At 32.5% G+C, this 23615-nt stretch carries 22 protein-coding genes; 2 read left to right on the top strand and 20 right to left on the bottom strand.

Annotation, left to right across the window (positions count from 1 at the left end; all coding sequences use genetic code 11):
* Window positions 1–116: 116 nt before the first annotated feature.
* The 11 genes from CLHOM_RS05805 to CLHOM_RS05855 form a co-directional block, all read right to left on the bottom strand.
* A complete protein-coding gene (locus CLHOM_RS05805) occupies window positions 117–1487 on the bottom strand; it encodes a hypothetical protein (RefSeq protein ID WP_052220757.1) in 1371 nt (456 codons plus the stop codon).
* 33 nt (window positions 1488–1520) lie between these two features.
* The gene (locus tag CLHOM_RS05810; protein WP_052220758.1) at window positions 1521–2822 is read right to left on the bottom strand and encodes an acetyl-CoA hydrolase/transferase family protein; all 1302 of its coding nucleotides are present in this window, start codon (window positions 2820–2822) and stop codon (window positions 1521–1523) included.
* Window positions 2823–2839: 17 nt separating this feature from the next.
* Window positions 2840–3112, bottom strand: coding sequence for a hypothetical protein (locus CLHOM_RS05815; RefSeq protein ID WP_052220759.1), 273 nt, complete (start codon window positions 3110–3112; stop codon window positions 2840–2842).
* A complete protein-coding gene (locus CLHOM_RS05820; protein ID WP_052220760.1) occupies window positions 3112–3399 on the bottom strand; it encodes a NifU family protein in 288 nt (95 codons plus the stop codon). Before CLHOM_RS05820 ends, CLHOM_RS05815 begins: the two co-directional genes overlap by 1 nt.
* Before the next feature lie 240 nt (window positions 3400–3639).
* Window positions 3640–5094, bottom strand: coding sequence for a 4-hydroxyphenylacetate 3-hydroxylase family protein (locus CLHOM_RS05825; RefSeq protein ID WP_052220761.1), 1455 nt, complete (start codon window positions 5092–5094; stop codon window positions 3640–3642).
* A 333-nt stretch (window positions 5095–5427) separates the two neighbouring features.
* A complete protein-coding gene (locus CLHOM_RS05830; protein ID WP_052220762.1) occupies window positions 5428–7233 on the bottom strand; it encodes a sigma-54-dependent Fis family transcriptional regulator in 1806 nt (601 codons plus the stop codon).
* A gap of 89 nt (window positions 7234–7322) precedes the next feature.
* Window positions 7323–8618, bottom strand: a complete 1296-nt coding sequence (locus CLHOM_RS05835) for an acyl-CoA reductase (RefSeq protein ID WP_052220763.1) — start codon at window positions 8616–8618, stop codon at window positions 7323–7325.
* Window positions 8615–9718, bottom strand: a complete 1104-nt coding sequence (locus CLHOM_RS05840; RefSeq protein ID WP_052220764.1) for a LuxE/PaaK family acyltransferase — start codon at window positions 9716–9718, stop codon at window positions 8615–8617. The genes CLHOM_RS05835 and CLHOM_RS05840 overlap by 4 nt, the downstream gene beginning before the upstream one ends.
* A 1-nt stretch (window position 9719) precedes the next feature.
* A complete protein-coding gene (locus tag CLHOM_RS05845) occupies window positions 9720–11228 on the bottom strand; it encodes an AMP-binding protein (protein ID WP_052220765.1) in 1509 nt (502 codons plus the stop codon).
* Window positions 11225–11467, bottom strand: a complete 243-nt coding sequence (locus CLHOM_RS05850; protein WP_052220766.1) for an acyl carrier protein — start codon at window positions 11465–11467, stop codon at window positions 11225–11227. Before CLHOM_RS05850 ends, CLHOM_RS05845 begins: the two co-directional genes overlap by 4 nt.
* A 237-nt stretch (window positions 11468–11704) precedes the next feature.
* Window positions 11705–12028 (bottom strand): hypothetical protein, encoded by a 324-nt coding sequence (locus CLHOM_RS05855; RefSeq protein ID WP_052220767.1) that lies wholly within the window; start codon window positions 12026–12028, stop codon window positions 11705–11707.
* A 158-nt stretch (window positions 12029–12186) separates the two neighbouring features.
* Here CLHOM_RS05855 and CLHOM_RS05860 point away from each other — a divergent pair, with 158 nt between their 5' ends.
* Window positions 12187–13008 (top strand): methyl-accepting chemotaxis protein, encoded by an 822-nt coding sequence (locus CLHOM_RS05860; RefSeq protein ID WP_052220768.1) that lies wholly within the window; start codon window positions 12187–12189, stop codon window positions 13006–13008.
* Between the two features lie 125 nt (window positions 13009–13133).
* Here CLHOM_RS05860 and CLHOM_RS05865 read toward each other — a convergent pair whose 3' ends face one another.
* From CLHOM_RS05865 to CLHOM_RS05885, 5 genes are all read right to left on the bottom strand, one after another.
* Window positions 13134–14102 carry an ABC transporter ATP-binding protein gene (locus tag CLHOM_RS05865; RefSeq protein ID WP_052220769.1) on the bottom strand — a complete coding sequence of 323 codons (969 nt, stop codon included), beginning with the start codon at window positions 14100–14102 and terminating at the stop codon, window positions 13134–13136.
* Window positions 14095–15072: an ABC transporter ATP-binding protein gene (locus CLHOM_RS05870; RefSeq protein WP_052220770.1), complete on the bottom strand. Its 978-nt coding sequence runs from the start codon at window positions 15070–15072 to the stop codon at window positions 14095–14097. Before CLHOM_RS05870 ends, CLHOM_RS05865 begins: the two co-directional genes overlap by 8 nt.
* 11 nt (window positions 15073–15083) lie before the next feature.
* Complete coding sequence (gene nikC, locus CLHOM_RS05875; protein WP_423230628.1) at window positions 15084–15980, bottom strand: nickel transporter permease; 897 nt, start codon at window positions 15978–15980, stop codon at window positions 15084–15086.
* A gap of 14 nt (window positions 15981–15994) precedes the next feature.
* Window positions 15995–16999, bottom strand: coding sequence for an ABC transporter permease (locus CLHOM_RS05880; protein WP_052220771.1), 1005 nt, complete (start codon window positions 16997–16999; stop codon window positions 15995–15997).
* 78 nt (window positions 17000–17077) lie between these two features.
* On the bottom strand, window positions 17078–18643 hold the full coding sequence (locus CLHOM_RS05885) for an ABC transporter substrate-binding protein (RefSeq protein WP_052220772.1): 1566 nt from the start codon (window positions 18641–18643) through the stop codon (window positions 17078–17080).
* Window positions 18644–18900: 257 nt separating this feature from the next.
* Between CLHOM_RS05885 and CLHOM_RS05890 the strand changes: the two genes are divergently transcribed.
* Window positions 18901–19737, top strand: coding sequence for a CAP domain-containing protein (locus CLHOM_RS05890; RefSeq protein ID WP_052220773.1), 837 nt, complete (start codon window positions 18901–18903; stop codon window positions 19735–19737).
* Window positions 19738–19858: 121 nt separating this feature from the next.
* On the opposite strand, the gene CLHOM_RS05895 is transcribed toward CLHOM_RS05890, so the two are convergent.
* Genes CLHOM_RS05895 through CLHOM_RS05910 form a run of 4 tightly spaced genes read right to left on the bottom strand, consistent with a single transcriptional unit; the run spans window position 19859 to window position 23613 of the window.
* The gene (locus CLHOM_RS05895) at window positions 19859–21115 is read right to left on the bottom strand and encodes an ABC transporter substrate-binding protein (RefSeq protein WP_052220774.1); all 1257 of its coding nucleotides are present in this window, start codon (window positions 21113–21115) and stop codon (window positions 19859–19861) included.
* A 47-nt stretch (window positions 21116–21162) separates the two neighbouring features.
* Window positions 21163–21867, bottom strand: a complete 705-nt coding sequence (locus tag CLHOM_RS05900) for an ABC transporter ATP-binding protein (RefSeq protein WP_052220775.1) — start codon at window positions 21865–21867, stop codon at window positions 21163–21165.
* Entirely contained in the window at window positions 21867–22637 is a 771-nt protein-coding gene (locus tag CLHOM_RS05905) for an ABC transporter ATP-binding protein (protein WP_052220776.1), read from the bottom strand. Before CLHOM_RS05905 ends, CLHOM_RS05900 begins: the two co-directional genes overlap by 1 nt.
* Window positions 22603–23613, bottom strand: a complete 1011-nt coding sequence (locus tag CLHOM_RS05910; RefSeq protein WP_052220777.1) for a branched-chain amino acid ABC transporter permease — start codon at window positions 23611–23613, stop codon at window positions 22603–22605. Before CLHOM_RS05910 ends, CLHOM_RS05905 begins: the two co-directional genes overlap by 35 nt.
* Between the last annotated feature and the right edge of the window lie 2 nt (window positions 23614–23615).

Consider the following 23615-nt stretch of genomic DNA (forward strand, 5'->3'; position numbering starts at 1 on the left):
AAATCTCTTTTCTCAGATGGCATTCACCTTTAACACTTTAATGCATTGAATTCTCTTTTCTCCGGTGCCAGGCACCTTAAAGGCACCTTAATTTAAAGCACCTTAATTTATTATTACTATGCTACTTCTTTTTCTTGATCGAAGATTACCACGTCTAGTTCAGGTTTATTTCCTAAATTAACAAGTATGCAAAGTATTATACCAGAGGCAAGTCCCCAAGCTGCTCCTCTTGTCGCAACTATGGCTGCCATAACTCCTGCAATTCCTAGATCATTAAATGTACGTGCTTTCATAACACCAACTCTTATGGATACATATCCTTGAATTAACATTGTAGAAGCAAGAGCAATACCAAGAATTGGTTTTACAAGAGTAACTATTGGTAGTATGAAGTATCCTGTAAGTGTACCATATCTAAAGGAAGCTGCTCCTCCATTTATTGAATCCATTGCTTCTCTTCCATGTTTAAATCTTTCACATACAACAACTTGCATTGCTGCCCATAATGGTCCACACATTGTTATATCTGGTCCAATTATTGACATTATCATGTTACGTAATCCAAATATTATATGAGTTCTATTTGGGTTGTAATCAATCTTTTCATCTGGTCTATCTTTAGCAGCATCTTCTAGTAAAGCTTGAGATTGAATCATATCACCGAATAATATTATATATGCAGATATAACCATAGGAATAGATTTTACGAACATACTAGCTTTAGGGAAAGGTAGGTTACCGAATATTGTCCATTCTGACCACAAGCCTACAAAATCTGGTTTAGTTATTCCCCATTCTATTACTGGCCAGCTTGTTTCCTTAAGTATAGGTCCTAAAACTACTGCTAAAAGTACTATTGGTAGTATTCCTAAATCTGAAATTACTTTTAAAACTTTATTATTGCTTCTGATACTCTTAAAATGATTTGAGAATAATAAATAAAATGCTAAACCTACACATATCATTATTGATTTTGGGAATGTATCAAAACGTGCACCTTTTACGAATATTACATTTACAGCTGCAATACCAGATCCAATTATAATACCAGATTGCATTGCATTAGGTACGATGGAAACTATTCTTTTACCTAATCCAGTAATTCCAAGGAAGAATGCTAAACCTCCAAGCATTAATTCAAAGGCTATAAGTGCCTGCATTCTTTCAGGTCCAATTTGATAGTCGCTTACATATAACATAAGTAGCGGTATGGCCGGGGTAACCCATCCTGGTATAACTGGATCCCCTAGGAATACATGGGTAGTATATAGAATACCGTTTAAGATAACAACAGCAATTGCTATTTCAAAAGGCATACCTAAATATTCTGTAAGCATAGGAATAGCACCTAAGCATACTGCGCACATTAACAAACCTTGAATATAGTCTGCTGCTTCAAACCTGTAGTGTACAAAAGGGATACGTATCTTAAAAGGACCTGCTGGAATGTATGGTTGTTCTTTTCCAAATTCTCTTTTTAAAGCCATGATTTAACCTCCCATAATTTATATATTTTATTTTTACCAAAATTTGCAACTAAATCTTTTTTCAAATTCCACCATTAGATCATTTCTAAAATCTGGATGAGCAATATTTATTAAAGCCCTTGCTCTCTCCTTTAGGGTTTTACCCTTAAGCTTTGCTATTCCATATTCTGTAACTATATAATCAACGTCATTTCTTCCTGTAGTAACTGCGGCACCTTCATCTAATATAGGTACTATTTTTGAAACCTTTCCCTTTGCAGCAGTAGAAGGCATAGCAATAATTGATTTACCATCTTTGCACATATTTGCACCTCTTACGAAATCAACTTGTCCACCAACTCCGCTTATTTGGGTTAGTCCTACACATTCTGAAGATACTTGACCCATTAAATCAACTTGGACGCAAGAATTTATTGATACCATTTTAGAATTTTGCATTATAACTCTTGGATCATTAACATAATTTACTGGATACATTTCAACCATTGGATTATTATCAATGAAATCATAAAGTCTTTTAGTACCCATTAGAAATGTTACTATTATTTTTCCTGGATGAATTGATTTAGCTTTATTTGTTATTACTCCAGCTTCAACTAATTCCACAACACCATCGGAAATCATTTCTGAATGTATTCCTAAATCTTTCTTATCCTTTAAAAATAAGAGTACTGCATCAGGAATAGCTCCTATTCCTAGTTGTAATGTTGAGCCATCTTCAACTAAAGATGCACAATTTTCTCCAATTGCTTTTTCTATTTCACCAATCTTAGGTGGATTAAGTTCTATAATTTCATGACTTGCTTCTACTATATAGTCGATATCAGAAATGTGTATAAAGGAATCTCCCATAGTTCTTGGCATTTTATCATTTACTTGTGCAATTACTATTTTTGCTGCTTCTGCTGCTGGCTTTGTATAATCATTAGATACTCCAAAGCTAAAGAATCCATGCTCATCCATAGATGATACTTGTATAAGGGCTACATCTACAGGTAAAGTGGTTTTAAAAAGACTTGGAACTTCTGAGAAATAACAAGAGGTGAAGTCTGCTCTTCCTGATTTTACTGCATCTCTTGTGGTTCCTCCAACGAATAAGGCATTGTGTCTGAAATGTTTTTCCATTCCTGGAGCGACATATTCACCTTTACCCATAGCTACCATATGCACTATTTCTACATTTTCATAAGCTTCTTTGTTATTTACCATTGCCTTTATTAGTTCGATTGGTTCTCCTACTGCGTGTCCTGTTACGACTCTGTCATTTGATTTGATTTTTTTTACTGCTTCATCTGCTGTTACGACTTTAGACATGTAAATTTCTTTAAGATTCAAGCTTATCTTCCTCCAAATTATTCTTTATTAATTTTATCTAGTTGACTCAATATTTTCCTGTAATCGTTTTCAGAACTTGCAAAAATATTTCCATTTTTAGAGTGAATATTTTCATAATTTCGGTAGCATCCAGTACATCCACATAAAATTATCACTACATCATAAATAATTTCTTGTTTATAATTTTCAAAAACATGGTTAGAGCTTACATTCTCTTTAATTTTATCAATTAAGGCTGTTCTGTCATATCTGGGATTACATCCCCCACAATATTTAACTCCTATCCTCATTAGGATTTATATTTATCCCCGTATAATATTTCTCTAGCCATGTCTAATAATTCTTCACTTACTTCATTTGTAAGTATAACCTTTTTTATTCCAGGTAAAGCTTCTTTAAGAGTAGTTTCAACAACATCTTCTATGGTAAATTTTGCTGAAGGACACCCACTACACTCCCCTAAAAGTCTTACTTCTACTATTCCATTTTCCACACTTATAAGTTCAATATTACCGTAATGAGTTGCAAGCTGCGGTCTAACCATTTTTTCTAGTACTTCTTCAACTTTATTAATCATTTCTTCACTCCGTTCTATTTAGATATATTTTTAGCAAATAACTTATGCGTTATAGCACATCCTTGATAATGTGCTTCATCTATTTCAAATTGTGGACTGTATAAGTTTCTATTTTGGTAGGTAGTATATTCGGGTTTATTTTTAGTTCGTTTATTGCTTTATCTTATATCAAGGATGTCCTTACGCATAGTACTGAAAAAGGTATTAATAGGGATTTATATTAATATAAATTATTGAATCCTATTCTTTTATTCTTGCAATTGCCTTTGCTAAAGCTTTCTTATGAGCTAAATTGCTTTGTCTTGAAATCATTATTCTTTGTGCTTGAGGTGAACCTGCTCCATGCATAGATTCTGTTCTATATCCAACTGCTGCAGTTCCTAGTGTTATGTTTTCTATTAATCTTAAAATTCTCATTCTGTTTTCAGTTGATACTGATGCTACACCTTTTAAGTACTTTTCAATATAATGTCCAACTTCTTCACTTCTAAAATCTTTTTCTGATGGCATTGTTACCATTAATCCGCCTGCAATATCTTCTGCAAGTCTTGCTATTTCATATGGGAATCTTGTTACATTTTGCTTACATACATTTGCAAGTAAAAGGTTTATTAAATAGTTGCCTGATTCAGTTTTATGTCCTTCTGCAGAACATGCAATACCACATGCATATAAAGTTTCATTTAAGTGAGTCATTTCTATTAATTTATCTTTTATATGAGATACTTTATGAGCTCCATTGTAATCTGCTGCAAGTGCTGTAGCTCCAATTAGTACATCACCAACTCCTACTTTACATCCACCATAGCTTTGTCTGTGGTAACCTGCAAATCTTTCAACAAGCATTCCTGCAAATTCAGTTTCTCCATTTAAGAATATTCTATCGTTTGGTACAAATACATTATCGAATACAACTAGAGCTTCGTGTCCTCCATAGTTGAAGTTACCAACATCTATGTCTGCTCCTTCTTCGCTCTTTCTTGTATCACAAGATTGACGTCCCATTATAATAGTTATTCCTTGAGAGTCAGTTGGAACTGCAAAAGATACTGCATAATCTTTATCTTCTGGTCTCATTGCTACAGTAGGCATTACTAAAACTTCGTGAGAATTTGTTATACCAGTTTGGTGAGATTTAGCACCTCTAACTACAATACCATCCTCTCTTCTTTCAACAATGTGAAGATATAAGTCAGGGTCTGCTTGTTTTGCTGGTGATAAAGCTCTATCCCCTTTAGGATCAGTCATAGCTCCATCTACAGTTAAATCGTTTTCTTGTACATAAGCCATGAATTTCTTAAATCTTTCGTGATAATTTGTGCCATATTCTTTATCAATTTCAAAAGTTGTACTGTACTCTGCATTAAAAGCATCCATACCAACACATCTTTGGAAACATGCTGCTGTCTTTTGTCCACATAGTCTTTGCATCTTAACCTTTTTAACTAGGTCTTCTGTACTTTGGTGAATGTTTGTAAACCTATTTATCTTTTCTCCTGTGATGTTTGAAACTGTTGTCATCAATTCTTCATATTCAGGTTTTTCTGCTAAATCATAAGTCATTTTAACAGAATTCATTGAAGGACGAATTATAGGATTGTCTACTACATTCTCTATTTTCTTTCCAAACATATAAACGTTTAATTTTAGTTTTCTTAGACTTTCTACATACTGCTCGCCTGTCATCATTGCCATTAAAAAATCATTCCTTTCAATAATTTATTATTTTATTTGTTTTACACTCTTATATATAGCAACACCTGTGCCAAAATCTAATTTTTATAATATAATATTATAATAATATACTGAATATGCTGAAAGCCTTGTATTATCAGCATTTTCTTGAAATAATGGTATACTTAAAGTACCTATGAAAATATAAATTTATTGATTTATAGGAAATAAAAAGAATATTCATTGCATAAAAGCAACAAATATTCTTTATTATTTTTTAAATAAATTATAAATCATTGAAATACCTTACTTTCAGGACTATTTATGGTCATTGCATTATTGAAACAAATTGCATCATTGCAACAATTTTTTATCTATATATCTTTTACGTTTTCTTACGAAAGTAGCAGCATCTATTCCAAGAATTTTTGCCGCTTCTCTCACATTTCCTGCTTTATTAAAAGCCTTTGTGATAAGCTCAGCTTCCACTTTTTCAACTGCATCTTTCAAGTTACATATCTCTCCGCAATTTATAGAAGTTTCTATAGCATTCACATGGTTTGAAATTGGCAGATCGCTTTTAAGTATTTTATCACAACTGCTCATTACTACAACTCTCTCTACCATGTTTTTAAGTTCTCTTACATTTCCTGGCCAATTATAATTATACATAGCTTTTATTGCCTCTGCAGAGAAGGATTTCTTTAATTTATATTTACTATTTAGCTTAGATAAATAATATTGAACTAGTGGAATTATATCTTCTCTTCTCTCTCTTAAGGAAGGAATAGTAAGAGGTACAACATTAAGACGGTAGAATAAATCAGACCTAAAGGTTTTTGCTACAATCATTTCTTCTAAATCTCTATTTGTAGCAGCAATTATTCTTACATCTACTTTAATTGGTTTTACTCCCCCAACTCTCTCTATCTCACTTTCTTGGAGTACTCTTAGAAGCTTAACTTGTACATTTAAAGGGAGTTCTCCCACTTCATCTAAAAACATTGTACCTCCATCAGCAACTTCAAAAAGCCCCATTTTACCTTCTCTGTTTGCCCCTGTAAAGGCACCCTTTTCATATCCGAAAAGCTCAGATTCTATAAGATTTTCAGGTATGGCTCCACAATTGATTTTAATGAAATTCTTATCACTTCTTAAACTGTTTTTATGTATATATTTTGCAACTTCCTCTTTTCCTACTCCTGTTTCTCCTAATAATAAAATAGTAGTATCAACCTTCGAAACCCTTTTCACAACTTCAAGTAAATCAATGGTTTTTTTATCCTCAGCCACTAAATCTGATTTAGTCAATAGCTGAGCCCTCATGGCTTCAATTTCAGAATAATACTTTTCAGTAAGCTTCTTATTTTTAGCTAATTCCTCTTCTAACTCATATAATTCAGTTACATCTCGTACATTGGTCACAACCATAGTTATATTTCCATATTTATCGAATATAGGATTACTGGAAATTAAGACTCTTTTCCCTGATTTAAAATCTTGTATTATTGTAGCAGACTTTTTAGTTTTAAGGACAATTAATGTACCGGACTTAGATACATACCCTTCTTTTACTAAGTCATGCATATTTCTATTCAACATGTTTTCTCTTTTTAATCCAGTTATGGTTTCATAGGCTTTATTTATCTTAATTGTATTTGCATTTCCATCTGTAACATATATTCCATCATAGGAGGATTCAATAACTGCATCTAACTCTAAACAATTAAGCTTTACTTCTCCACATTCATTAGTAATGCACTTTAATCTATGTTTTAAAGTATTCAATCTTTCCAATATCTTATTGAAATGTTTTTCATTCATGTAGCTTAAACTGAAGATACCTACTGCTTCACCCTTTTTATTCTTTACTCCCATGACTTTTTCATTCTTATTAATACAATCTTCTAGATTGCAATCTTCATCTATAATTAGGCTTTTATCTAAATTTATATTTCTTATAGATGTATTGGGACTAAGGTTCTCTACTAATTTTTTTATAACTAAATCTTTAGTTATAATCCCAACTAATAAGTTGTTCTCATCTACAATATTTATAGCTTCAATAAAATCCATAGTAAATAATTTAAGAGCATCCAAAAGATTATTGTCTATACTTAAAGTAATATTGCTTTTATTCATAACTTCTTTTATTTTCATAAAAAAACCCCGCAATATATAAAATTAAACTATGCTCTATTATTTATTTTTTATAAGAACATAGTTTATCTATATTATAACATAAAATTTTATTTTATATTAAGAGAACACCATCTTACTAGTTCACTTATTATTAGGCTGCCATCCCAAGGTGAATCATAATAATTCATGTGTCCAATGTTTGTAACCCTATCTACCCCATGAGCAGTAACTTTTTCTGCAAATTTTATAGTTTTTTCTACATCTTCTGAAGCAATACCTATAGTTTGAACTTTATTTGTAACAAGTGCTACTGCTTCTAATATGTTATCCACTTCTTTTAAAAAAATAGTTCTACCAAAAATAGGCTCTTCAAGGCACTTTTCACTGTTAATCAAAATCGTATATTCCAAACCTTTAGATTTATAAATCATTTTATCAAGACTTAATAGGTATTCACCTCTTTTATTAATTATCTTAGCTGCTATAGCCTCTTCTATAGTGAAACTTTTATACCTTTTTAATACTTTTTCAAATACTTTACTCAGTGTCTCTCCTATTTCATTAATAGATAGATTAGTTTTTTCTATGAATACCACTTGTGGTGATGAACAGGCCATCTGATTAAAAGTAATTATGTCCATTACAAGTTTTTCTAAATATTTCTCAAAGTATAAACTTTTAATTGCTGATTTGTGGAACACTGCAAAAGAATATTTAGGTCCAAATACCAAATCCTTGCAGGTTGTTTTTTTAGGTAAAAGTGAAATTGAATCTACTGCTTCTTTTCCTCCCCAAATCACACGGGCATCTGCGGCTAAAGACATTTTACTATTAAGCTTATGATTTTCACTATTAAAGTAAATTAATACTATGTTTCTCAGTAAAACCTTTGATGAATAAGTTATTCCTTCGAGTTCTATTGCAATATCATCTAGTAATTTTAAAAGCTCATATACTATAGTTATACTATTCTCAGGAACTCTAAGGATATTTGCATTTTTACAAAGTAAGCTTTCAATTACTGAATAAATACCTAAGGTTGGTACATTTCCAGCCGTCCAGTGACATACAATTCCTCTTCCTTGAGCTTTCATGAACTTACCTTTTTCAACTTCTAAAAAGTTGTCCAAATACTTCATGTCTCCTAGATTAAGCGTTACCTGCTTTTCCATATTGACTTTTTTAAAATAAAAACATAAGAAAGGAACTCCCTCTGCTCTTAAAATTTCTTTGTTCAGAGCAATTTTCTTACTAAATTCATTTATTATAAGAAGTATTGCTTCCACAGGAAATTTGTGCAACTCTTCATTTGCATGCTTTAAGTGATTCTTTATTTCACTAAAATTTTCAAACTCTATTCCATCTTTATAGAATTGTGAATTAAGCTCAAAACACTTTATCATATTTCCCTCTCCATTTCAGCAAAGGTATCTCCGCACCCTCTTACTTCAGCTTTCTCAACTCTAGCCTTAAACTTAAAATATTTACCCTTTCTTCCACAAGGGCAATCGTCAATTCCTATTAATTCTCCAATATCTTCAGTTAATATTGCCTGAGATGGATAACTTGAACCTAAAATACTCATAACCTGTATAATACCAGTGCCTCCTGGTTTCACCTCTTCTAAACTTTCCAAATCCCTAATTATAACATCTGCAAAGTTTGCTATATGTTTATGCCCACATTCACAATCAAGAAAAACTACTCCTACTTGTTCTACCATGCCATAAAAGTCAATTATATTTGATGGACTTGTGTTAAATACCTTTGCTGTCCTTATATTAAACTCGTACTTTTCTACCTTTTGAGATATAAGCTTTTTCCAACCACCGCTATGAAGAAGCTTTATCTTATGCATGTCAAATTTTATTCCTTTTTCCTCTAAAACTTTTATAAATTTTGACCATACTATATAAGTAAAGCCATAGATCAGTACTTCTTGATTTCTATATTTTTCTGCAAACTCATATAATTTATTTATATCTAATTCAAGTTCCTTATCCATAACATAAGTTATATTACTTGCAAAGGTACTTACTCCTCTTATTGCAGTTCCTCTGGCAGTTATACTTCCTCCTCTTTTATTGCTATCTTCACTGTCAATAACAAGTAGAGGCCTTCGTTCTGCACCAATGAAGTTTGAAATAGTAGATATTAATCCTTGTGTTTGACGAATTGACGTTTTTTTATCTAAATAAATTTTACTTGGGATTCCTGTAGTTGTAGCACTTGAAGTTAGCACTCTTACTACCTCTTGTTCTTTACACACTGATAGATTAAACTCTTTAAACATGTTTACAGGTATATAAGGAACATCTTCTAATCTTTGAATTTCATTAATGTTTATACCTAGCTTTTCGTACATGCTTCTTATATTAAGATTATCACAATTATTTTCTAATTGTGGTTTTATAATCTGTAGTAATAATTTTTCTTTATTCTCTCTATCTAAATTAAACTGCTCTCCTAAAATCAATTCATCAATTAAATTTAGATTATCCATATTAATTCTCCTTTTTGCCTTCTTCAAAATCCTTAAGCTTTTTTATAAGAATTTTACCAGAAGAATTCTTAGGAAGCTTCTTTAGAAATTCTACATATTTAGGGGTTTTATAGCTTGGAAGATGCTTACTTGAAAAATCTATTATATATTTAGAATCTATTAAGCTATTTTCTTCAGTCAAAACTACAAAAGCTTTTACAGCTTCCCCCAAAATATCATCCTCAACTCCGATAACTGCACATTCAACTACCTCAGGAATCTTAACAATTATATCTTCAATTTCTTTTGGACTTACCCTGTTTCCACCGCTTTTAATAATATTTTTTTCTCTAGAAACAATATAAATATATCCCTCTTCATCTACCTTTGCTAAGTCTCCTGTATATAAATACCCATTCTTAATTACTTTTCTAGTCTCTTCTTCGTCATTAAAATATCCCTTCATTATATTGCCACCTCTTGCAACAACCTCACCTATCTCATCTTTTTTTACTTCTTCCCCATTCTTATTAATAACCTTAAGCTCAGTTCCTGGAATGCCTTTACCTATAGAATTTGCCTTTATATTAATTAAATTTGGAGGTAAGTAAGAAAGTCTTGCTGTTGCTTCAGTTTGTCCATACATAATGAATATATCTACACCTTCTAATATAGATACAAGCTCCTTTATAAATACCTCTGCAAGTTTTCCACCAGCTTGAGTTATATATCTTAATGATCGAAGCTTACTGTTTTTTATATCAGTCATTCTTAGCAATATTTGATAGGTGCTTGGTACACCAGCAAAACCTGTACAATTGTATTTATTAATATCATCAATTACAGTTTGCGGAAACATAAATCTATTATTTATTACAAGACTTCCACCTACTCTAAAATGAGTATGCAAAAGTGAGGTACCATAGCAATAATAAAAAGGAAGTACAACTTCAACTCTATCATTCTTAGTTAGATTTAGATATTCAATTATAGAATTAGTATTATACATTAGATTGTAATGAGTTAACATTACACCTTTTGGAGTTGCTGTTGAGCCAGAAGTAAATAGTATTACAGCAACATCTTCTTTAATGTTTACATAATTTAATTTGTCATTTTGGTAAATATTTACATCGGATTGTGAGTTATACTCTTTATCATCTTCTGTATAAATTTCTACATCTTTAGTGATCAAAGATTTAATTTTTTTGGTGAATTTTTTTTCGCAAAAGACTAATTTGATATTTAACACTTTAAGAATATACTGTATCTGTTCTTCACTTAAAGAAGGATTTATAGGAACACAAATTGCTCCGCTTTTTATTATTCCAAAATAGCTATTTATGAAAAAAATAGAGTTTTCCGATACCAATAGTACTGCATCTTTTTTGGATAATCCTTTTTGCTGTAAAAAGCAAGCTATACTTACAACATTTTCATATATTTCCTTGTAACTATATTCTCCTTTAAATATTACAGCTGAATCCTCAAGTTGCCTTGAGAATTCAAATAAATAATCAGTAAAAGTCATAGTTGAACTCCATATTTTTTAAGTATCTTCTTAATATCTCCAATAGTATACATTCTTGAAACATCAATTACTTCAAAGCCTATTTCAAAAGTACCTTCCATTTGAGTTACAAGTTCTACATGAGCAAGAGAATCCCATTCTTCTATTTCATCTGGTCCTAATTCATCACTTAAATCATCTGCACTTGCATAGTCAAATACATCACATAATATTTTATTAAGCTTATCTAAATTACTCACAATAATTCCTCCCTTATATTAAAATAGTGTATAAGCTTCCCTAAATATAAAGCAATAAACATGCCATTCTTTAAAAACCTTGATTTATATAAGTATTTTTATTATAAAATAACTGTCCTGTTGCATTATTTCAACGCACTATTACTTTCTCACTTAGATTATCTTTTTAAATTGAGCATTATACATAATTTTCTCTGTGTTGTAATTATGCATCACGTTTAATTATTGCAACAAAATTTATCCCATTTTTATTTTTATACCGCTAACAATGAGCTTTTCTGAAAAAAATATCTTTTCTAGATCAATAATTATCTTATCATTCTTTTCAATATCTATGTTATTAGATATTAGTATTTTATAATCATTACAGTAAAATTCTTTATATTGGCTTCTTTCCTTATTAGTAAATTCCATTTGAATAGAAGGAATATAATATTTTTTAGCATTCCCGCCACAGCTGCATCCAGCACTTGTTTCATTTGGAATTCCGTAAATAATTATTGATAAAGGTTTATGCTTTTTTAGATACTTTAGAGCTTTTTCAGTAATTGTAATTTCCATAAATAACACCTCTTCATAAAAATTTTTTACATTTATTTTTATATATAATTTAATGAAGCAATTCACATACCAAAATTGTATTAATAATTTATTGTGATATAATTAAAGTATATGAAAAATTTGGTTACACAAGATCACACTTAGAAGGGGGAATCAACTTGAATATTGCAATTGTCGGTGCCGGTGTTGGCGGAAGTAATTTATTGAATTCTCTTATAAATGTAGAAGACGTTAAAATTACTATGGTAGTAGATACTAATTTAAACTCTCCAGGTATTTTACTTGCAAAGAAATATGGAATAAAATATTCTGACAGTATGGACAGCATAAGATCTTCAGAAACGGACATCGTGATAGAAGCTACGGGAAATGAAAAGGTTTCCAAAATGGTTAAGGATAAATTCGAAAACTCATGTACTATCATCGACTCTAAAGCAGCATTATTTCTAATGACTTTAGTTAGAAAAGACATAGACAATATAACTAAGATGAATAATCAAATATCCCTTATTCATGATACTTCATCACTTGTAGAGTACCAAATTAAAGAAATCACCCTTACTATAGAGGAACTGCGGAATTTAAGCAGTAACTTATTATCCTATACACAGCTTTCCAATGAATACATAAATAAAAGTGATACAATAATAAAATATGTAAATGAAATATCTAGTAAAACTAATATGCTTGGTCTAAATGCTTCAATAGAAGCTGCCAGAGCAGGTGAACAAGGTAGAGGCTTTTCTGTAGTGGCTAAGGAAGTTCAAAAATTAGCTAACGACAGTGCTGGTTTTTCAAAGGAAATTGACCAAATATTGAACAAGCTATCTCATGAAATAAACAAGATCAATGTAGAGGCAAAAAAATTAGATTCCTTATCAGAAAAACAAATAGTTGCTTCTAATCACGTAAATGATGCTATTGCAAATCTTATGGAGGAAAGTAATAAACATACCACTTCAAGTATAAATCCAAGTTAAATACATAAAAATCCAGTAGAACTTTCATTCTACTGGATTTTTATTTTTTATATGTAATCTCTTTTATCAGGTGCCAGGCACCGGAGAATCCAAAACTCCTTTCTCCGGTGCCTGGCACCTTTCATTTATTCATACAAATGGCAGGCTACAAAGTGTCCGTCTTCTAATTCCTTCATCTCAGGCTCCACTTCTTTGCATTTTGCCATGCACTTGCTGCATCTTGTGTGGAAAGAACATCCCTTTGGAGGATTTATAGGACTTGGTACATCCCCTGTTAGAATAATTCTTTCGCTTTTTCTAGTTGGATCAGGTACAGGAATTGCAGAAAGTAATGCTTGAGTATAAGGATGTTTCGGATTCTTGTATAGATTAGTGTCCTTTCCAAGCTCTACAAGTTTTCCAAGGTACATTACTCCAACTCTATTACTTACATGCTTAACTACATTTAATCCATGAGCTATGAATAAATATGTTAAATGAAATTCCTTTTGCAGGTCGTCTAAAAGATTCAAAACCTGTGCTTGAACTGAAACGTCCAAAGCTGATACTGGTTCGTCACAGACAATCAATTTAGGGTTTACTGCTAGTGCTCTAGCAATACCAACTCTTTGTCTTTGTCCTCCACTGAATTCATGAGGATATCTATTTCTGTGGTAAGATGCAAGTCCTACACATTCTAATAACTCCTTGACTCTTTTTTCTAGCTGTTCTCCCTCTGCTATATTGTTTACTTTCATAGGCTCAGCAATTATATTTCCAATGGTCATTCTTGGATTTAAAGAGGCATATGGATCTTGGAATATAATTTGAATTTCTTTTCTAAGTTCTTTTCTTCTTTTGCTATTTATCTTTGTTATATCTTCCCCATTAAAGATTATCTCTCCACTGGTTGGCTCTAGTAGGTTAACTAGCATTCTTCCTGTAGTAGATTTTCCGCAACCAGATTCTCCAACTAGACCTAAGGTTTCTCCTTTAAAAATATCAAAGCTTACATTATCTACAGCTTTAACGTGATTTGTAACCTTGCCAAAAAATCCTGAATTTATAGGGAAATATTTTTTAAGATTTTTAACTTCAAGTAAAACCTCACTCATTACTTATCTCCCCCTCTTCATTATATAAAAAGCATCTAACTTCTCTATCTCCAACTTTGACTAACTGCGGTTTCTCTTTTCTGCATCTGTCAAAGCATTTTACACATCTTGTACTAAATGCACAACCTTCAGGCAAATCTAATGGATTTGGAACAACTCCATCTATCATAAATAGTCTATTCTTTTCATCATCAATTTTAGGTATAGACATCAAAAGTCCTTCAGTATAAGGATGAAGAGGCTTTGCAAACAGTTCATTTACTGAGCTTTTTTCTACCGCTTCACCGCAATACATTACTACAACCTTATCGGCAGTTTCAGCAACTACCCCTAAATCATGAGTTATAAGTAATATGGATGTACCAAATTTATCTTTTAAATTTAACATCAAATCTAAAATTTGTGCTTGAATAGTTACATCCAAAGCAGTTGTTGGTTCATCAGCAATTAATAGCTTTGGACTGCAGGCAAGTGCCATGGCAATCATAATACGCTGTCTCATACCACCACTCATTTGATGAGGATATTCTTTTACCCTTTTTTCCGGTGAAGGTATACCTACTAATTCTAATAGCTTTACAGCCTCTTGAGCTGCATCCTTTTTTGATAAATTTTTGTGTCTTATTAAAGTTTCACAAAGCTGTTTTTCAATTGTATATACAGGATTTAAAGAAGTCATTGGCTCTTGGAATATCATTGAAATCTTATTTCCTCTGATATTTTGCATCTCTTTTTTGCTCTTCTTTAATAAATCCTCACCTTCAAATATAATTTCTCCTCCAGTAATTTCTCCTGGTCTATCAATTAATCTCATTATGGAAAGGGAGGTAACGCTTTTTCCGCTTCCTGATTCACCTACTATAGCAACGACTTCACCTTCTTCAACTGAGAAGCTTACCCCGTTTACTGCATTTACCACGCCATTTTTTGTTTTAAATTGTGTCTTAAGATTCTTAACATCTAATAGCATTATAATCCCCCCTAGTTACGAAGTTTTGGATCAAGAGCATCTCTAAGCCCATCACCAAATAAGTTAAAAGCAAGCACTGTAATTGTTATAGCTATTCCTGGGAATAGAACTATATGAGGGGCGTTGAAAAAATAAGTTCTTCCTGATCCTAGCATACTTCCCCACTCTGCAGCTGGCGGTTGAACACCAAGTCCTAAGAAACCTAGAGCAGCTGTATCTAGGATAGCTGAGGAGATTCCGAGGGTAGCACGTACAACAATAGGTGAAATAACATTAGGTAAAATGTGCTTGAAAATTATAGCAGAATCTCTATTACCTATTACTCTAGCAGCTTGAACATATTCACTTTCCTTTATTGAAAGAATTGAACTTCTTACTATTCTAGCGTACTCAGGTATTGTTACTATACTTATAGCAATAATAGCTTTGTCAATACCACGTCCTAGAGCTGTCATAAAAGCAATTGCAAGTAGTAAAGAAGGGAAAGCTAGAATCATATCCATAATTCTCATTATGATCATGTCTACTCTTTTGCCATAATATCCTGCGATAGAACCTAGTATTATTCCTATAGTTAAAGCAAAGGTAACAGAAGTGACTCCAACTCTTAAGGAAATACTTGTACCATCAATAATTCTACTTAAAATATCTCTTCCTTGCTCATCAGTACCAAGCAAGTGTGCTGATGATGGTGCTTGTAAACTCTCAGATAATTGTCCTACATTAGGGTCAAAAGGCTCTATAAATTTTCCTATCAACGCTATAATAACGAGAAATATTATTATAATCATCCCTACTAAGGCTGCCCTATTTTTTATTAGCATTCCAAACATTTCTTTAAATTGTGAGGCTTTTTCACTGCTTTTATCAAGCTTAGCCATTTTCATTTCACTAGTGTTTTTTTCCATATGTAAAAGCCCCCTTAAGAATATTTTATTCTTGGGTCTAATTGTGAATATAGCAAGTCCACAAGCAGATTAACCAAAACGAATATTACTGCAAGCATCATAACAGCTCCTTGAACTACAGGATAGTCAGATTTCAAAATTGATTCTATAGTATAGCTTCCTACTCCTGGCCAAGCAAAAACTGTTTCTGTTAAAACAGCTCCACCAAGAAGAGAACCAAGTTGAAGTCCAATTACTGTAATTATAGGAATTAAAGCATTTCTAAGTGCATGTCCTAAAATAATTACATTTTCAAATACGCCCTTAGCTCTTGCTGTACGTATGTAGTCTTGTCTTATAACTTCTAACATAGTAGATCTAGTCATTCTAGCTATAATAGCAGTAGAATATGAAGCTAGAGCCACAGCTGGTAAAATAATGTGGCTTAAGGAGCTCTTAAATGCTTCCATATTTCCAGTTACTAAGCTATCTAGTAAGTATAAGCCAGTTATATGAGCAGGTTCCATTCCAATTTGAATTCTTCCTGCTGGCGGTAATAATCCCATGTTTACTGAGAAAAGTACTATTAACATTAATCCAAGCCAAAATATAGGCATTGATACACCAAGAAGGGATAATACCATGCTTATGTAATCAATTATGCTGTTTTGTTTAACAGCTGAAATAACCCCCACTGTAATACCAACTATAGATGCTAATATTATAGAAACTATTGCAAGTTCTACTGTTGCCGGAAATCTTGAAAGAAGTTCCTGTGTTACAGAGGTTTTAGTTATAAGAGAATTTCCTAAATTTCCATGTAAAATTCCCTTTAAAAAATCAATATATTGCATATAAAGAGGTTGATTTAATCCAAGCTCTTCACGCAGATTAGCTATTTGTTCTGTTGTTGCATGTTGTCCTAAAATTATACTTGTTGGATCAGAGGCAAATACACGCATTACTATAAAAACTATTACTGATACTCCAAATAGAACAGGTAAAAGCATTATTAGCCTCTTAATTGTATATTTAAACATTTGTGTGACCTCCTACCTTTAAACAAAGAAAATGGAAATCCCAAAGGGGTTCCCATTTCTTTATTTTCTAATTACAGACTATTGCTTATCTACTCCATTGAAGAATATAACTCCTGTTGGATGATACTTAAAGCCTGTTACCTTCTTAGAATAAGCAGCCATGCTCTTAGCATTAGAAATTGGAAGCCATGGTGCTTCTTTTGTTGCTATTGTTTGAATGTCTTGGTACATTTTGTCTCTTTCTGCTCCGTTTGGTGTTCCTCTTGCAGCTTTTAATAGCTTGTCAACTTCAGCATTCTTGAATTTTGCTACGTTTAAGCTTGATGCAATTTCATTTGAGTCAAGTAATGATAAGAAGTTATCAGGATCACCATTATCTCCTGTCCATCCGTAGAATAATATGTCTCCTTCACCTTGTTGAGTTTTCTTCTTGTATTCTGTCCATGTATAAACATTTATTTTAGATTTAATACCAACTTTTAATAAGTAACCTTGGATAGATTCAGCTAGTTTTTGTCCTGCTGGATTATATGGTCTTGGGTTAGAGTAAACTATCATATTTATTTCTAAGTTTTCTTTTCCTAATTCCTTTAACATAGCCTTAGCTTTTTCTGGATTGTATTCATAAGGAGTTACCTTATCATTATATCCTGGAATAAAGCTTGGCATATAGCTGTTTGCAACTTTTGCATAGCCTTGATATAAGAATTTAACTAATTCTTCTCTATTAATAGCATGGCTTATTGCCTCTCTAAGTTTAGCATCATTGAATGGAGCTCTTGATGTATTAAATGCCATATAGTTGATGTTCATTCCTTCATCTTCTGCCATTACTGCTCCAGCTTTTTCGATTTCTGCTACGTTGTTAGAATCTACACCATCAATTATATCTACTGCTCCTGTAATAAGTTGTGTCGCTCTTACAGAGTTTTCCTTTGTAAATTGGAATATAAGCTTACCAACTTTTGCTTTTTCTCCCCAATAGTCGTCGTTTCTTTCAAGTTGTATTGATTGTCCTTTATCCCATTTTACAAATTTGAAAGGACCTGTTCCTACTGGATTTTCTATAAATTTGTCACCATATTTTTGTACAGCTGCAGGACTTACAATTGGAGCTGCAAGCGCCATTGCAAGGTTAGATAAGAATGGAGTATATGCTTCCTTTAAAAGTATTTTAACTGTATAAGTATCTACTACTACAACTTTATCAACTGGTCCATAAGTAAAAGATGCATAAGGCATATCATCTGTTCTCTTTGGCGGAAGCTGTCTTTCTATACTGAACTTAACTGCTTCAGCATTGAAATCAGTTCCATCATGGAATTTTACTCCTTGACGTAGTTTAAAGGTATATTCCTTTCCATCAGGACTTATTGTCCATTCTGTTGCTAGGCCTGGTTCTAATTCTGTGGAATCCTTTTTGTACTTTAGTAGCCCGTCATAAACGTTTACAATTACTTTTGCTGATTCACCATCATCTACAAAAGCTGGGTCTAATCCTCTTGGATCTGCTCCTTGTGCAAATACTAAAGTTTTTGCTTTACTTGCATCTGCAGTATTAGTCCCCTTGCCGCCGCAACCTGAGAGCAGCATAGAAGCCGATACAGCCAGTACAAGCACTGTTGCTAATATCTTCCTTTTCATAATTTTTTTCCCCCTTTTTTAATAAAAAAATTATAAATTTACTATAAAATTATACCACTGTATTGATATTATTGCAATTTTCATTTTAAATTTATTCATTTTTATTAATATTATGTGTATTGTATGTAAATTAATCCACATAAATCCTATTTTGTATTTATATCTTTTATTTAAGAAAAACTTTACTTAATAAATTTATTTAATTTCCTAATACTATTAATGTAGTTTTTATTAAAATATTTTAAGGAGGTTTACTAATGAAAAAAAGACTTTTAGTTTTAGCTTTAGTTATACTATCAATTTTCTCTATTGCTTGCACTAGAAACCAAACTGCTAGAAGACAAAATCAAAATAGAACTGCCCAAAAGCAAGCAATTGGTGGAGTTGAATCTTCAGTTTTCCAATTAGGAGATATTGATAAAATAAAGATTACTTCTGATGTTAGTAATATTAGGACTGGCGTTTCTCCTGACTCTCCAGTTTTACAAACAACAAACAAGAACAATACTCATGATGTTTTAAGTAAAGTAGGAGATTGGTATGCTGTAAAGCTTCCAGATAATAAAATCGGATTTGTTCCTAGTGGAGATTGTAAGGCAATTGTTTCAGATGATAAAAAGCCTGCAATGCCTCCATCAGCTGCTGGAACAACACCTCAAGCACCAAATGCCCCTAAGACTCCAAGTGCAAATAATACCTATGCAGCAACTTCTGAAGAGCAACAAATGCTAAAGCTTATTAATGAAGCTCGTGCTCAAAATAATGTTCAACCATTAAAGCTTGACACTGAGGTTTCTAATTGTGCTAGAGTAAAGGCACAGGACATGATTGATAATAATTATTTCAGTCACAACTCCCCAAAATACGGAAGTCCTTTTGACATGATGAAATCTTTTGGTATTAATTATGTAGCAGCTGGCGAAAACATTGCTGGAAATCAAAATGTAGCTAATGCTCATAATTCATTAATGAATTCTCCTGGACACAGAAGAAACATATTAAATCCTGATTTCACCCATATTGGTCTTGGAATAAAAAAGGGTGGACCTTATGGAAATATGTTTTGTCAAATGTTTATCAGTAAACCACAATAAATAATCGCTAGTCACTAGTTTCTATTCTCTATGGATTTACATATAAACCTAGAGATTAGCTATTAGCGATTAGCGACTAAAAAGAGTGTATCCAAAAGATACACTCTTTAAATTTAAACTATTATTTTGTGAATTCTTGGAATTCAGTTACACTCTTCCAAGACCAAACTTTTGCACCCTTAGCATCAGTTTTGCCAGTGTCGTAAGCTTGTGCAACTGACATGTTAGTAGCACCGTTTCTTTCACCATTTGGATAAGCTATCTTGTTTAAGATACCTTCTGTGTAGTTAAGTTTGCCCATAGCAGCTATATATCCTTCCCAAGTAAGTCCATCGTAGCTATTGTTGTTGTCTTTAAGAGCTAATTCAAGTCCTTTTGTAAATGTTTCTGCAGCTATCCATCCAGACATTGCATAAGCATTTACAGTAGCCTCTGGGAAGTGTTTCTTTGTAACATCAGCAAATGTTTTAGTAGCTGGTCTTGTAGTATCAACCCATGATAAACCGTGTAGGTTTTTAATTGCATTTGGAGCAGCTTTAGCGTTTGCATTAACAAAGCTGTCAGATACGTTTGAATAAGTAGTAAGCATTGGAACATTTAAACCTGCTTTTTCAACTTCTTTTAATATAACTGAAAGTTCTCCACTTAATGCATAAGCTATGACTAAATCAGCACCTGATTCTTTAACTTTAGCAATTTGTGCTGTAGCATCTGTAGTTCCTACATCCATTGATACCTTTTGAACAAGTATATCAGATTTTCCTAATTGTTTTAATCCATCTTCAAATCCTGCAAGTCCATCAACACCAGCGTCGTCATTTCTGTAAACAACGGCTACTTTCTTAGCTTTGAAGTAAGTGTTAGCATACATTGCCATTAATTTTCCTTCATAGATATAGTTAGGTTGAACTGGGAAGAAGTTTGGACCACTCTTAGTTGTTATTGCTGCTCCTGTTGCAAAGTAAACAGCAGGGATTCCAGCATCTTTGATTGTAGGAACTGCAGCTTTAACACCAGGAGTTCCGAATAATCCAACTATTGAGAATACTTTTTCATCATTTATAAGCTTTTGAACATTTGCAATAGCATTTTCTGGTTTGAACTCATCTTCTAAAACTTTTAGTTCTATTTTCTTTCCATTAACTCCGCCTTTTTCATTTAATTCTTGGAAATAAGCTTTCATTGCATCATAGTAAGGTTTTCCTATGAAAGCATAAGCTCCTTGTTGTGCTCCAGAAGAACCAACAACAACCTTGTCAGCTAATATTCCTTGTGCAGTTTCTTTTTTTGTTTTGTCTGAGCTAGCTGCTTGACTTCCGCAACCTACTACAGATAAAGCCATTGTTAATCCTAATACTAACGCTACTACCTTTTTCATTAAATACCCTCCTTAAATTTTATGTAGAATATTAATATATAATTAAGTTAAGCTCCTAAATAAGCTTTCTTAATATTCTCATCATTTTCCATTTGTTTAGCTGGTCCTTCGAAAAGAATTTTTCCTGTTTCTAATACATATGCGTAATCAGAAACTCCTAATGCTTGTTTTGCATTTTGTTCAACTAGTAATATAGTTGTACCAGTTTTGTTAATTTCTTTAACAATTCTAAAAATATCCTTTACTATAAGTGGAGCAAGTCCAAGTGAAGGCTCATCTAGGATAAGAAGCTCTGGTGATGCCATTAGAGCTCTAGCGATGGCTAGCATTTGCTGTTCTCCTCCTGAAAGTGTTCCTGCATATTGCTTTTCTCTTTCCTTTAATCTTGGGAAATAGCTATATGCCAATTCTAAGTTTTCTTGAACCTTTTTAGTATCATTAATTGTAAATGCTCCTGCCATAAGGTTGTCTTTAACACTTAAAGTTGAAAAAACTTGCCTTCCTTCTGGAGATTGTACAATCCCAGCTTTAACTATATTTTCTATACTCTCGTGTGTAATATCTTTGTCCTTGTAAACTATCTTTCCTTGTGACGGTCTTAATACTCCAGATATACATTTAAGAGTTGAAGTTTTTCCTGCTCCATTTGCGCCAAGCAAGGTTACAACTTGACCCTTACCAACTTTAATATTTAATCCCTTTAGGGCATGAACAAATCCATAGTATGCATGCAATCCTTGTATTTCTAGCATTATTCTTCACCTCCAAGATATGCAGCTTGTACTTCTTTATTATTTTGAACTTCTTCTGGAGTTCCTTCAGTTATCTTTTTACCAAAGCTGATAACGCATAGTCTTTCACATATTTTCATTACTAGGGCCATATCATGCTCAACTAGTAAAACGGAAATTCCCAGTTCATCTCTTATTCTCTTGATTAACACTGCAAGAGCTTCTGTTTCTGTATGGTTCATACCTGCAGCAGGCTCGTCAAGTATTATAAGCTTAGGATCAGACATTAATGTTCTTCCAAGCTCTATAAGCTTTTGAACACCATAAGCTTGTGCTCCAGCTATTTCATTTTCAATCTTTTCAAGTCCTAAGAATTTTAAAACTTCTCTTGCTTTGTCGTGATACATTTTTTCCTTAAGTTTAGCTAGACCTAAAGCTTCCTGGAAAAAGTTTGTCTTTATTTCATGATGAAGACCTATAAGAAGATTGTCCATAACTGACATCATCTTTACAAGTTCAACGTTTTGGAAAGTTCTAACCATTTTCTTGCTAACAACTTCGTGAACCTTTAATTTTAAAAGATCTACTTCATTTCCATCTGGGTAGAACATTACACTACCTTCATCAGGTGTATAAAATCTACTAATGCAGTTGAAAACTGTTGTTTTACCAGCACCGTTTGGACCGATTAGTCCATATATTGAATTTTGTGGAACTTCAAAATTTAAGCTGTCTACGGCTTTTAAACCACCAAAGCTAATTGACAGATTCTGTACTTTCAGTAAGCTCATTCTTTTTACCTCCGCTCTTAAAGATTTTGCCTTTTACTCTTCCAATTACGTGGATTACTCCTTCTGGAATGAATCTAATAACTAATATTATTGCTAGACCAGTAAATATTGTGGCCGAGCTTGGTATATCTTTAAGACCAGGTATTTCTAATATAATGTGAGGCATCAATGTGATAAATGAAGCACCGATTATGCTGCCACCAATTGATGCAAGTCCACCAATTACAACCATTCCTAAAAGGTTTATTGATAATACAATTCCCCATACATCTGGTTGAGTATATTTAACTAAGTGCATATATATTGATCCTGCAATTCCTGAATAAAAAGCACTTATTGAGAATGCTATTAATTTATATTTTACTACGTCAATACCCATAGCTTGTGCAGCGTGAACACTGTCTCTCATGGCTATGAAAGCTCTTCCAGTTTTGGAATTATATATATTATATACAAATATACATAAAATAACAAGTACGATTACAGCAAAGGCTAAATACTCTGGACCACCTTTTAATTTGGTACCGAAGATTACAGCAGATGGTGCTGTTTTACCAGTAAATCCACCTGTTAAAGCAGTCAATACCTTAAAGGTTTGTTGAACTGCAACACCAAAGCCTAAAGAAGCAATTGCTAAAAAGTGTCCTTCGAGTCTAAGAGCTGCAAGTCCAAGTATTAAACCTAGTATTATTGGAACAACTCCTGCTGCAAGTAACCCAACTAAGAATGGAAGCTTCAAATCTTGAGTTACAAAGGCTGACACATATGCACCTAAGCCTATAAAGGCAGCATGTCCAAGTGATATTTGTCCTGTATATCCAAGTAAAACATTGAATCCTAATGCTGCAATTGAATAAATAACGCAGCTTGTTAACATTGTATAAGTTGAAGATTTAAGTGGTAATACATTTACAAGCAATACGAAAAGTATTCCTGTAAGTATAAATTGAATTCTTTTGTCTTGTAATACCTTCATCA

Source organism: Clostridium homopropionicum DSM 5847 (genome assembly GCF_001263795.1).
Lineage (GTDB): Bacteria > Bacillota > Clostridia > Clostridiales > Clostridiaceae > Clostridium_H > Clostridium_H homopropionicum.